12 protein-coding genes and 1 riboswitch are annotated in these 12,019 nt (G+C 39.4%); of the genes, 2 read left to right on the forward strand and 10 right to left on the reverse strand.

Translation table 11 applies throughout. The features are described 5' to 3' along the window. Positions 1–14 precede the first annotated feature (14 nt). Both CH361_RS02735 and CH361_RS02740 read right to left on the reverse strand, forming a co-directional pair. On the reverse strand, positions 15–953 hold the full coding sequence (locus tag CH361_RS02735) for an adenylate/guanylate cyclase domain-containing protein (protein WP_100789267.1): 939 nt from the start codon (positions 951–953) through the stop codon (positions 15–17). 9 nt (positions 954–962) lie between these two features. Further along, positions 963–2,474 (reverse strand): PP2C family protein-serine/threonine phosphatase, encoded by a 1,512-nt coding sequence (locus tag CH361_RS02740; protein ID WP_100789268.1) that lies wholly within the window; start codon positions 2,472–2,474, stop codon positions 963–965. Positions 2,475–2,592: 118 nt separating this feature from the next. On the opposite strand from CH361_RS02740, the gene CH361_RS02745 reads away from it, so the two are divergent. Next, positions 2,593–3,753 (forward strand): GNAT family N-acetyltransferase, encoded by a 1,161-nt coding sequence (locus CH361_RS02745; RefSeq protein ID WP_100789269.1) that lies wholly within the window; start codon positions 2,593–2,595, stop codon positions 3,751–3,753. Positions 3,754–3,774: 21 nt separating this feature from the next. Here CH361_RS02745 and CH361_RS02750 read toward each other — a convergent pair whose 3' ends face one another. The 5 genes from CH361_RS02750 to CH361_RS02770 form a co-directional block, all read right to left on the reverse strand. Continuing rightward, positions 3,775–4,122, reverse strand: a complete 348-nt coding sequence (locus CH361_RS02750) for a slr1659 superfamily regulator (protein WP_100789270.1) — start codon at positions 4,120–4,122, stop codon at positions 3,775–3,777. 13 nt (positions 4,123–4,135) lie between these two features. Then, the gene (locus CH361_RS02755) at positions 4,136–4,693 is read right to left on the reverse strand and encodes a slr1658 superfamily regulator (RefSeq protein ID WP_015681533.1); all 558 of its coding nucleotides are present in this window, start codon (positions 4,691–4,693) and stop codon (positions 4,136–4,138) included. 12 nt (positions 4,694–4,705) lie between these two features. Further along, entirely contained in the window at positions 4,706–5,485 is a 780-nt protein-coding gene (locus CH361_RS02760; RefSeq protein WP_244279487.1) for a class I SAM-dependent methyltransferase, read from the reverse strand. Positions 5,486–5,623: 138 nt separating this feature from the next. Beyond that, entirely contained in the window at positions 5,624–6,487 is an 864-nt protein-coding gene (locus CH361_RS02765; protein ID WP_100789272.1) for an LIC_13355 family lipoprotein, read from the reverse strand. Positions 6,488–6,515: 28 nt separating this feature from the next. Beyond that, a complete protein-coding gene (locus tag CH361_RS02770; protein WP_100789273.1) occupies positions 6,516–7,142 on the reverse strand; it encodes a hypothetical protein in 627 nt (208 codons plus the stop codon). Between the two features lie 186 nt (positions 7,143–7,328). Next, positions 7,329–7,461, reverse strand: a riboswitch (cobalamin riboswitch). A gap of 142 nt (positions 7,462–7,603) precedes the next feature. Here CH361_RS02770 and CH361_RS02775 point away from each other — a divergent pair. Continuing rightward, positions 7,604–8,365, forward strand: coding sequence for a lysophospholipid acyltransferase family protein (locus CH361_RS02775; RefSeq protein WP_100789274.1), 762 nt, complete (start codon positions 7,604–7,606; stop codon positions 8,363–8,365). A 1-nt stretch (position 8,366) separates the two neighbouring features. On the opposite strand, the gene CH361_RS02780 is transcribed toward CH361_RS02775, so the two are convergent. Genes CH361_RS02780 through CH361_RS02790 form a run of 3 tightly spaced genes read right to left on the reverse strand, consistent with a single transcriptional unit; the run spans position 8,367 to position 11,911 of the window. Then, the gene (locus CH361_RS02780; protein WP_100789275.1) at positions 8,367–8,984 is read right to left on the reverse strand and encodes a TetR/AcrR family transcriptional regulator; all 618 of its coding nucleotides are present in this window, start codon (positions 8,982–8,984) and stop codon (positions 8,367–8,369) included. Positions 8,985–9,044: 60 nt separating this feature from the next. Beyond that, complete coding sequence (locus CH361_RS02785; protein ID WP_100789276.1) at positions 9,045–10,889, reverse strand: alginate export family protein; 1,845 nt, start codon at positions 10,887–10,889, stop codon at positions 9,045–9,047. 35 nt (positions 10,890–10,924) lie between these two features. Continuing rightward, positions 10,925–11,911, reverse strand: a complete 987-nt coding sequence (locus tag CH361_RS02790) for a sodium-dependent bicarbonate transport family permease (protein WP_100789277.1) — start codon at positions 11,909–11,911, stop codon at positions 10,925–10,927. Positions 11,912–12,019: the final 108 nt, after the last annotated feature.

Genomic DNA, 12,019 nt, shown 5'->3' on the forward strand with positions numbered 1-12,019 from the left:
GGAATTTAGACTATTTATTTCAATGCCGCAAGCGCTTTTTCTAATGCGTGTTGCATTAATCGGCGTTCTTCGGGATTTGTGCTCAGTTTATCAAAATGCAGCGGTTTGAGAAGGAATCCTTCATTATCAAACTTGAGAAAGGGGTTTTCTTTTTTCTCATGATCGTTTTTTAAACCAACCACTTGAAATGTCTCAATAGGAGTGTGGACACCTTTCACAACGATTTCACCCTTAGGTTTGGTGTCAATGAACTCGTCTATCAGGGATTTGGTTGCGTTTGATATAAGGATTTCCCCAGCATCGGAAGCATGTTCCAACCGAGAAGCCACATTTACCGGCCCCCCAATGATGGTATAATCCATCCTTTCGTTGGTTCCAAAGTTTCCTACTGTCACATAGCCGGTATTAATGCCAATACGGCAAGTTAGGTTGTGATTGATTCCTGATTTTCTCCAATATTCATCAAGTGCAGGCAAACTATCTCGCATTTCAATGGCCATTTTGACACAATTTAAAGCATGGGTTTTATCATTTTCAAAACTAGGAGCACCAAAAAAAATCATAATGGCGTCCCCAATGAATTTGTCGATGGTTCCACCGTATTTGATGGCAATGCTAGACATTACATCCAAGTATTTATTTAAACAATCAGAAAGGATTTCTGGTTCTATGGAATCGGTGATGGTTGTAAATCCAACAATATCAGAAAAGAAAATGGTGAGTTTACGTCTTTGGTGTGATATGGACGTTTCTCCTTCCGTACCACCTGTAACCATTTCATAAAGTTGAGGAGATAAGTATCGACGCATACGATCCAAATACATTTGGATTGTTTTATTATTTTCAAGGAGTTCGTTTTCGATTTCTGTGGAATGGTCAATGATGTTTTGGTAAAGGACTTCTAGTTCTGCGTATTTAGCGCGTTCTTCCTCCAATATTGATTCATTGTCCATAAATATCCTCTAACCTCTTTTGCGCATAAGCATGATGGTAATGTCATCATAAACATCCATTCCATCAATGAAGACGTAAATATCCTGAAAGATTGCATCTAAGATTGCATCTGTTGTTCCGAGTTCTGCATGTTTTTCCAGAGATTCAATCAAACGATGAGAACCAAACTGTTCTCGTTTTGGATTTTCGGCTTCCGTTGCCCCATCGGTATACAAAAGGATGATATCCTTTGGTTGTAAGGGGATTGGTTTTTCATGAATGAATTCATCAATGGATTCTGTAAGACCAACTAACATACCATTGTCGACTGTATCAATGATTTCTGTTTTTTTTGTTGTATGACGATAAACCATAATGGTCTCGTGTTGGCCGGCAGTCGTAAACACTCCATTTTTATAGGAAAATAGTGATAAGGTAAGGTTACGAATATCATTCATTCGAACATGAATATTCGAAAACAATATTGAATTGATGGATCTGAGTGATTCACGTAATGAAATGACTTTGGAACGTAAAGTAGTGATAAACGCCGACTGGGTCATTAACATCACAACTCCAGAGGCAAGACCATGATCGGTGACATCACCAATTCCAATGTAAACCGTTCCATCTTCGTGGTGGACTACATCATAATAGTCTCCACCCACTTCATTGGCAGAGTCCATTCGTGCAGAAATTTCTAGTTCTTGGATCTCTTTTAATTCCTCATTACGGGGAAGTACCATGGCCTGGATCTGTCTTGCTACGTCCAATTCCATACCAAGTCGCATGTTCTCCTCGAGGATGGCTTGTTTTTCTGTATTAAAAATTAAGTCTGCTTGTTCTTGGGTAGTACGAGATGTATTGAGAATTGCATAAAGAATGAGACCACCAGTAACAATCATATACAGAAGGATGAGAAAAATTCCCATGGGAACAGCACTGACCAAAAAGAAAGTACTGTTTTCTTCTAAGAAAGTTGGTTTTAGATAGTCGGATAATTCAATGAGTTTTGTATTAAAACTCGTCATCTCAGGATAGAAGTAAATGGTTAAGGATGCATACTCAACGATGAGAACAATGACTGCAAAGATGATAGTCTTAGTATTATTACGTATGGATGCCAGTGCGATGAGAATAAAAAACACATAAATCATCGGAGCTGCATAAACAAGACTTGGATTTTTTTGAGAATATGCAGTATACCCTGTAACGAATGTAAGGAGAGTAATCTCTAAAAAAGAAGATAGAAACTTAAAGATGTTCAGGTACTTACCCGATTTCTTTAAGGAATAAAGTACAACGAAGTTATAACAAAGAAGAACTAAGATCGCAGAGATTTGGTAGTAGAACTCAATTGGGGGCCGACCTGACAAAAGTCCGAGGGTGGCAAATATGACCAAAAATCCCAGGAAGAAGAACCGAAACCGTGTCGCAAAGGTTTCTGCTCGGAATTCCCCCTGGTAGGCAATCTCTTTAAGTTGTTTCTTGTAATAGTCCGAAAGGACGAATCGATTTTCGTTGGAAGGAGATTGCGGCATAGAGTAAAGGTTTCTTTCTTTATATTTCGTGCAAGAGAATGCGGAAAATTAGCTTATAAAGTCATACATTTTGCATAAATTGCAAATGATTTTTCATTTTTTAAGGAGGAGGACTAGGATGAGTCAGATCAGAGTACATTTGGCAACAACGAAGGAAGATCGTGACAAAATCTACCACCTTCGTTATGACATATATGTTCAAGAAATGAACAGAGTCCAAGAATACGCTGACCATACCACAAAAATGATCAAAGAACCCTTTGATGACACGGGACATCTTTTCCTGGCGGAGACTGAAGAAGGGGAATGTATTGGAACGGTTCGCATCAATTTCCGAAAAGAAGGAATTTTAGAATGCGAAGAATTATACGAGATGGAACTTTTTCGTCCTTTTTATCCAGATCAAGTTTCGATGTCTACGAAACTTATGGTCAAACGGGAATACAGACATACGGCTGCAGCCAGTATGCTTTGTATGAAAATTTATGAACATGCCAGAGAGAATGGGATCGTCATCGATTTTATTGATACTAATCCTCATTTAGTTCGTTTGTACAACCAAGTTGGTTACAGAATGTACAAAAAGAACATCCATCATCCTGAATATGGGATTGTGATCCCTATGGTATTTTTACTGGATGATAATGAATATTTAAAACAAATTCATTCACCTTTTCTTCGTTTGGCGAAGCGTTTTTCAGCAGGAAAGGAACTCGCCCATTTGTTTGAAACACAGTTCCCCGAATACAAGGACATTCGCCCTCTCTTCTCAATGGATGGTGATGATGTTTGGCAAAATATTGTCCATGACATGATGTTACCTCCAAGTCAGTTTCTCTCTTTTCTCAGAGGGTTTACGGAAGAGGAATCGAAGAAGTTATTATCTATGTTGGATTTAATTGATTACGAAGATGGAGACATTGTATTCCACCAAAACCAAGAAAGCCAAGGGTTATTTTGTGTTTTGGAAGGGAGTGTGGAAGTGATTGTCAATCGTGAGGACGGTGTGAAGTCCACAATTTCCATTTTAAACCAAGGGGAGATTTTTGGTGAACTAGGATTTGTTTCTAAGTCCAACCGAAATGCGGACATCATTGTTCGGGATCATGCCAAGTTGTTGATTCTCACACCAAATGAATTTCAGAAACTAGAGATCCAAAGTCCAACTCTTGCCGTCAAACTTCTTACCAATTTATTTGTGATTTTAGCACAACGATTTAATGAAATGTCCCGCCGCATGCTCGAATTCAGAAGGTTGTACGAGATGGGCGGAAGATAGACTCAGTGTGAGAACTTGTGGTTAGGAGATTTCCAAAACCACTTGGTCCCAAAGTTTTTTAAAGTTAGAGAGCGATTTTGACTGCCAAGAAACATTCAGAGATCCCTGGATTTTGATTTGGTAAGCGGCACTTTTCCTGGAATCAATAATGAACATAGATAGGGTAGTGATCCCCGAACTGTTTACAAATTGTAATTCTCTAAAGTCCATAGTCAAGATAGCACCTTGACAAAGTTTCGCAACATCTCTTAAAAATAATTTGATCGGTTCATAAGCGGGTAAGTTCTGTAATCGGATGGAACCTGTGAATTTGACAGTCTTAGTGGCTTCGTCGTATTGAATATTATAATCTAAATCTTTGATTTCCATGAAGCTTCGCCTATTATATCTCTTCTACGTTGATAATTGCTCTTACCGTGATTTCATGAGTATCGGCATCGATCTCATGGAAACTATAACCAAAACGCACCGGGTAGTCTTTAAGCATCATGAGTAGACCTAAACCGGATTTGGTATCGCTATCTTCTTTGGTTTCGAGTGTAGAAAAATACATCTCCTCCACGTTCTCCGACAAGAGTTTATTTACAAAAAGCTCAAAACTATCTCGTAAGGTTTTTGACGCCACATTTAAAACATCAATCCTTAAAAGATTTCCATATTGTTTCAATTCTACATTGATTCTACCTTCTCTGGCTTTTGAGAATTTAGAAGCATTCTCCAAAAGTTCATTAATGATGGTAGAGAGAGAGTTGGCCTTCGTTTCACTGGCTTCGTAACAATACGAATAAAATCCGGCAACAAAGTTTGCAGTGAGTCCACACCGCCTCCAATAAGTAGTCATATCGATTGGTTGGAAGATCAATCGAAGTTGGCCGTCAGCAGGCAAATTTTCTGGAATGATGTGGTATTCCCCGATGATGATGGGTGTCTTTTGATTCAATTTTGCCTCCGTTTATTTTTGATACAAATGCGTTTCTAAATTGATCGAGAATTTCACACGATTGGACATATACTCGGACTGGAGTTTTGAATACAATTCTTGCATTCCGTCCGGATGGCCCATAAAAGACATCATAGACCAACCGGTCATCATCCCCAAATGAATTTTTGGATATTCCACAACAGGTTTGTCATCATTTCCGTCGTTGGAAGCAACAAAATCTGTCCTTGCTTTTGATTGAAATCCCAAACTCTCCATAATCCCTGGAACTTTTTCCATCACATACCGGTCTGCAGGGTGGATGGTTGCATGTTTGGCCACCATATCCAAAAGCACTTGTGGGCCAGTGAAAGATTTATCGTTGGGGCAATGGATGAGAATTTTTCCACCTGGTTTTAACACCCGATAGAATTCTTTTAAAGCCTTTTCTGGTTCTTTGATATGAATGAGAACCATAGAATTGAAGATAAAATCAAAATAGTTGTCTGGGTAATCAAGCGATCGGACATCGGAGATTTTCCAATCTACTTTTGGATGAGCTAATTTGCAGTACTGCACCATTTCTTCCGAGATGTCACAAGCGGACCAACGGAGATTGGGATTTTTTTTCATGAGAAAACTAGTGAGCACACCAGGTCCAGCACCAGCATCCAATGCCATTCCTGATTCCTTGTCAAAGGATATGGAATCCAAAAAAGGATCTAGAAGGAGTTTCAAAAGATTGGCTTGGGCAGACAATCTCGGCATCTCATCCTGGATGGATATTTTTTGTGTGTATAGGTTTTCGCTCAAAGTGGATACGCGCTAAGGAGTAGTTTTAAAAAAAGAAACCTTTTTTAAGGATTGGTCAACTGAAATACAGGTCGCTTTTTTAGCTTTTTTTTAGTAGAACCTCGAAGAGGGTACAGATCTGACATAATGGACAAATTGTCACTGGATTTCGCGTGCTACCACTCCATCAATATCACTTCCATTATAACTTCCTGGGGGCCAAGGAAATTTGGCACTAGTGTTGGGGTTCGTTACATCACTTGCAGAGGTAATTTTTAGAAATTTGAACCCATTTGTTTTGATATTGTTGGCAAGTGTTGGATCACAACCGATATCATTCGGGTCTGCGGGGTCTAAATCATCCAAATCAAACCCATCTCCCCCACCTAACAAAAAAGAACCGCCAGTATTAATGAAAAGATCCTCGTTGATGAAGGGTTTTGTGGTCATATTGTAGTGGACAGGCCGGAGTCCGGCAAATTTAGTCCAACTATCCATCAAATTGACATTACCACCCGAGTAACTGGGGTTAAATCCGCAAAAATTAGTTCCATCAATAGAAACTTGAATTACAGAAGGGTCCATCGCATAGGTGTTGGAATCATCAGAGATCCGAAAACTATTATCATAAACAATGAAGTCGATACTGTCCGAAACATTTTTAACTGTCCGTCCTCCCCAACTGAGAACAATCGTTGCACCAGCCCCAGTAATGTCTAAGGCGTAAACATCCAGCGAACCTACAAGTTCTCCAGCTCCGCAAACTCCATTGACTGCTTTTTTAGGATCCGAAAAACCAGAGATACTGGAACTTGCACTCACCACCGTTGTGGCAAGGTAGATATCTGTTGGAATTGTCGACTTCGGACAAACACTAGCATTTGCTGCTGCGCTAAGTAATGGAAGCAAGGCCAAGAGGTTTTCTTCCCCTGAGCTCGAAGGAGATTTTTTGCAAAAAGAGAAGGATACAAATAAGACCAAAAACAAATGACATAATTCGTTTGTTTTCGAAAATTTTTGCATCACATCTCCTAAGTTCAGAACCTATTTTTTAAAGTCCAGTCCAAGTTGAGTTTTCTGTTCTTGAAAGTGCTCTACTAAATGTGTAGCCACCACAACCGTTGGTCGCGTAATTTGTTGGGTTGCTTGTCACTGTACTTGCTTGTACTTCTGCGAGTGTAGCCTTTCCGGAAACGGCTTCACAAAAATAAAAACATCTTCCGGCTCCAAGTTCACAACCAGAAGTAGTTACTGCTGTGTAATCAATTCTTCCAAAAGTAGAATGTGCGAAGTTATTTCCCCCAGGAGTATTTTGGTAGTAGAGCCTTCTGGTAGCTTTGTCAAAAGAAAGAATTCGATAAGTGGTATCACCACCACCAAAATAGTTTGCATTGGAATTATATCCGGAAATGATACTTCCTGAGCCATCTGGATTAGTTGCGATGATGAGTCTTCCGTTCGGAGTTCCTGTCATTTGCCCATTAGAATCGTAAGTATAACCTGCGTTCCACTGTCCATTGTATTCCAATAAAAAGGAAGTAGAGAGTGTACTTCCTGCAAGTAGACCAGCAAGTAGTTTGTAATTTGCATCAGTTTCTGAAACTTGTTTCTCTGTATTGCAAGCAAACAGTGCGACTAGAATTACAGAAAGGGTAATCGTTGTAAGTGTTCTTTTCATAGAAGTCTCCTCAATGGTAAAATTCAGGGAACTCCGATTCAAAAATAAACAAACTGCAGTTAGGTTCTTTTGTGAGATTGCCTAAAATACAATTTTTGTTTGTGATTGTTTCGGGTGCCCCGATGCCTTCGGGGCCCCTTATCCGAATGGAAGGCATTCGGAATCAGTGTGTAAAGTTCCTTTACCACGAGGTCAACTTTACGGGGAAGATCTGGCTCACCAAACTTAGGTTTGGATTACAGTTGCGGGTCAGCACAGGAATTTCACCTGTTTCCTCCCTGAAGGATAACTTCAAAGTCCCTGTAACCAGCTTTTTTGTCAAATGTAAAGAACCGCTTTGTATTTGCGGAAAATCATTACAAATTGATTTTTTTTTAAGATTCTAAACTGAAAGGCAAATTTACTCAGTGAATTTTGCAACCAACTGAGATCAACTTGTTCTAACGAAGTAGAGGGATTATATGTTTTATGTTTTAGGTCGGTTGATTGGTTTTATTTTTATGTGGGCATTTGTAAAACCTATGCGCCAAATTTATGGAAGAAAAAAAGTGACATTGGAAAATGAACACATTTTGCGAGAGTATAGTGGTAAATCGGTGATTCTAATTGCCAACCATATCAAACCTAGGAATAAATTTTTACGACTCATTACTCTTCCTTATGACGCCTTTGTGATTCGCGGTGTTTTGAAACGATATGGAATTTATACAACGGCTCTTGCCAGTATTGATTCCGGGAAAAAACCAAAAGATAGTTTTCAGAAAGCAAAAAAACAAAGAATAGAACAACTCATCAAAGGGATTGTTACATCAATCGACCTAATCCCTGTGAATCGTAACGAATCGGACCCACGCACAATGAAAGAGATGAAACAACGGATCGCTAAAGGAAGTTTGGGTATCGGCATTTTTCCGGAAGGTACTTGGTTTCGAGGGTTTAGAAAATCTCGAAAACTCCATCCTGGTATGGCAGTACTGAGTAAACGTTATGGCCTACCCATCATCCCTATGTTTTTAGATGCTTATAATTTAAATAAGCCCATTCGTTTGTCAGTGGGAAATCCCATCAGAGAAGTGAAAGATGCTGCGGAAACTGTTAGTTACATACGAAGCGAACTCATCCGAATGAAAGACAAAGGAACATCTGTGTTGATTCCTAAAAAAGGGGAAGTGATTTTGAGTGATGAAGAAGATAGTTTAGAAGTTTCGCCTAGCGTAGGTTAAGTTATTTTTTGCTAAGCAGTTTTTGAAAATAGGAAATCCCTTCTTCGATGGGGTTTCCTGAACCTTTTCTTTTACGAAGCATTCCTGTCATATCCAAAACAATCACCCCATACATCCAACTCCACATCATCCTTGCGATGGCAGGGTATTCATTTTTAGGATAGGGAATTTCTCCAGACTCAAATCCGATTCGAACTGTTTCCAAAAAGAAACGATAACTTTTGGGAAGTTGTGGGAAGGCCTTTCTATGGACTCCACCGTAATCTGTCACAAACATCACTTTGTGTAATTCTCGATTGTTACTTGCGAAATTAAAATAAGAACGGGCAATGGCTGCCAATTTTTCGAAGGCAGAACTTGAGTCTACTTCAGTGATTGCTTTTTTTAACATGGAAAGAAGTTCGTCTTCCCCTGATTTGATTAGGTCTTGGACTAAATCAATTTGGCTTTCATAATAGGAATAAGGACTGGCAACACTGCAACCCAGACGGTTGGCAATCTTTCGCATAGAAAGACCTTCCAGTCCTTCTTCCTTTAAAATGAGGAGAGATACGTTTTTAATTTCCTCACGAGAAAGGCTATTGCGAATCCGTCTTTGTTTGTTTGAAGCTTCCAACATGGATTTGAATCAATTTGACCTCCATGGTATTCAAATCCATATAAAAATCGAACGTTTTTCTTAAAAAGCAGCGTTGATTTGGGCATAGGCCATATAAGCATCCTTTGCCAGTTGGTTTTTACCTTGTAAGTAGTTTTGGTTCCATTCAAAGGATTGTGTTGTGGAATTGTATTGGATTTTGCTATTTCGATAATTACGAACAGAATCCCCCGCACTCAAATACCCGAACCCCATCCATAAAGAAACAAAATCATTAATTTGTCCGTGCCAAGTTACATCCACTTCGGTATAAATTCGTTTCCCCAGAGCATAAGGTGATGAATATGAATTATTAGAATAATTCTCTGTACTACCTTTGTCCGCTGCGACTGGGTATGGATTTTTTTCCCCAAGTGAACTTGTCGAATTGGCAGCCCCACTGATGGCATACCAAGCATCTTGTTTTTCTGCTTTGTCATTTTGAAAGTAGGTCACTTGAAATTCACCATAGGAATCTGTTTTGTAACTGACACTTACGGATTTAGAATAAAGGTTTTGTGCATTGATGTTTTCAGAAATTCCGGCTACACTATTAAAATACGGAATCACTCCAAATCTAGGATTTGCTAGTGTTTGGAATGTAGAGACGGAAGCATCTGCTCTGTTTTTGTCTCCAGACGCATACAATACCTGACCACCTAAACGTAGTTTTTTGAAGAAAGTATATCCCGTTTGAAAGACATGCATTTGACCTGTATACTTTTCTCTTTCCGTTCTAGAGTTGTCCCATTCGTTCGGAAGATATTCTTTCAAATAAGGATCTTGAATTCTTCTTCCCGTAGTTCCTGTTTGGAAGGCGGATTCCCAAGTAAAATCCCAGGACTTTCCTTCCGGCAAAAAGTTTGCTTTGGTTCTGTTCGTGAGACGAAATCCAGTTGTGAGTAAGTTCTGGTTTTGTTTACTTCTGTTCATCGCCATTGGGTCGTCACTAGAAGCTTCGGGAAGACCGGTAACGGGGTTCACAGGATTTTTTTTCCATTTACGAACCACTCCCAAACTATAAAGATCTAAAGTCACCCAATCAGGAATTGTAAAACTGTTGTAAGTTCCTAAGAGAGTTGTGTCTGTTCCATTGGCGTTTGAGTTCAGTTTGGGATCATTGGAAGAAACGACACCATTGGTTCCACTCTGTGTCCAATACGGCCTTGCCATTAAAAAATGGATTTTGAAATTATCGTAGTTGAACATAAGCCTTGCACCATCAAAGGAAAGACCATTGATCGTCCAGTTTCCACCACCTATCATTCGTTGGTCGCCATAAGCCCAGATTTGTCGTCCCACTTGTAATTTGGAATGTAAGGGAAGTTGGTTTAGGGTTAAAAAAGCTTCTCGCACTCCCGTTTGGTTTTGGGAAACAGCATTTGTTTGGTTCTTGGAGTAAATATCTGCTGTATTACTAAAAAAATTGGCACGGATATCACCTGAAGAAGCCGGTGATTCTCCCCCCCAAACACGAGCATCTTGGAGTGTTACTTTTGCTTGGACGTAAGGACTGGGATCAAAGATAAAATAGATAGAAGATGTTTGTAGTGTTCTGTCAATATAACCTTTGTCAGATGCATTAAAATCCATATTGTATCTGGATTCTTGTCTGGGTCGTAAATACAAACCAAAACGTAATACATCGTTTAACCAAAATTGTCCAGAGTTTGCGGAATGTTTAGATAATTCTGGTTCCACAAACATATGGCGGTTGAATTCAGGATCAAGGCCCTTTTCTTTCATTGGTGAGGCATAGGGCTTTGATTCTTGTGTAGCGGTAGTAACAGGAGGGTTCTCTGTTTCTGTTGGAGCCGCCCATGTTATTGTTAGCGGTGTCATTACCGCTAACAATAGAAAATAGAAATAACCTCTTGAAATATACATGATGTATCTCCTTTTCTGATAAATGTTCTTTTAACTTAAGTAGTTCCCGTGATCACTTTGAGAATATAAAAGTATAAAGGGATTCCGACGATGATATTAATAGGGAACACAATCGATAAAGCAACCGTTAAATAAATGCTTGGGTTTGCTTCCGGGATGGATTCTTTCATAGCTGCAGGCACTGCAATATAGGATGCAGAGGCACATAAAACCACAAACATCAGAGCATCACCAATTGGCATTTGGATGATCTTTGTAAGTAAGATTGCAATGACCACGTTAATCAACATGATAATCAGTGCCGATCCGATCAGAAAAAAACCTACTTTTTTTAACTCACGCATTTGTCTTGCGGCATCAATTCCTTTGTCTAGTAAGAAGAAGGTGAGTAGTCCTTTAAAAATATCCTCAGTGAATGGTTTGGTTGTATTCCATCCGGACTCACCAGATAAATAACCAACAATCAATGCTCCAATCAGAATGTATACGGAAGAACTAAAGAAAGCTTCATGGAGTAATTGTTTCCATTGGATTTTTTCATTTAGATTCTCGTTATTTTTCTTTTTGCCTAAACGATCGATGATCACTGCAAGAACAATCGCAGGTGATTCCATAAGAGCCATTCCTGCAACGATGAAACCTTGGTATTCGTATCCATAACTATGTAGAAAGGCACCCGCAGTGACAAAGGTCACAGCACTGATGGATCCAAAACTTCCTGCAAGAGCTGCTGAGTTCGCGTGGTCTAGTTTCGCTCTGAAGATAAAGTAAGAGTAAATCGGAACAAAACATGCCATGAACATACAGGCAATGAGGGTCATTAAGTGTTCTTCTGCAAATGGTGATTTGAAGAGTTCGTGGCCCCCTTTGAAGCCGATAGAGAACAAAAGATAGAGAGATAGGAATTTTGAGACTCCCTCCGTAATCCTTAGGTCCGATTTGAAGAATACGACACCCATTCCTAAAAAGAAAAAGAGTACCGGTGGGTTGAGAATGTTGTTGAGCGCTGCGTGGAAATCCATAATTTCCTCCCTCTGTTCGTCACTATTTTAGACATCTATTTTGTCCAAAATCATAAAATTGGACAAAAAATAATTCATTTCAAATTCCTGCAAACGGCGAAATCGCTT

Origin of the sequence: Leptospira brenneri, from assembly GCF_002812125.1 — a bacterium.
GTDB classification, from domain to species: domain Bacteria; phylum Spirochaetota; class Leptospiria; order Leptospirales; family Leptospiraceae; genus Leptospira_A; species Leptospira_A brenneri.

Coding starts and splice junctions, on each gene's coding strand:
- CH361_RS02745 (WP_100789269.1), top strand. CDS start 2,593: ATGAGTCAGATCAGAGTACATTTGGCAACAACGAAGGAAGATCGTGAC.
- CH361_RS02765 (WP_100789272.1), bottom strand. CDS start 6,487: ATGCAAAAATTTTCGAAAACAAACGAATTATGTCATTTGTTTTTGGTC.
- CH361_RS02785 (WP_100789276.1), bottom strand. CDS start 10,889: ATGTATATTTCAAGAGGTTATTTCTATTTTCTATTGTTAGCGGTAATG.
- CH361_RS02735 (WP_100789267.1), bottom strand. CDS start 953: ATGGACAATGAATCAATATTGGAGGAAGAACGCGCTAAATACGCAGAA.
- CH361_RS02740 (WP_100789268.1), bottom strand. CDS start 2,474: ATGCCGCAATCTCCTTCCAACGAAAATCGATTCGTCCTTTCGGACTAT.
- CH361_RS02750 (WP_100789270.1), bottom strand. CDS start 4,122: ATGGAAATCAAAGATTTAGATTATAATATTCAATACGACGAAGCCACT.
- CH361_RS02790 (WP_100789277.1), bottom strand. CDS start 11,911: ATGGATTTCCACGCAGCGCTCAACAACATTCTCAACCCACCGGTACTC.
- CH361_RS02775 (WP_100789274.1), top strand. CDS start 7,604: ATGTTTTATGTTTTAGGTCGGTTGATTGGTTTTATTTTTATGTGGGCA.
- CH361_RS02780 (WP_100789275.1), bottom strand. CDS start 8,984: ATGTTGGAAGCTTCAAACAAACAAAGACGGATTCGCAATAGCCTTTCT.
- CH361_RS02770 (WP_100789273.1), bottom strand. CDS start 7,142: ATGAAAAGAACACTTACAACGATTACCCTTTCTGTAATTCTAGTCGCA.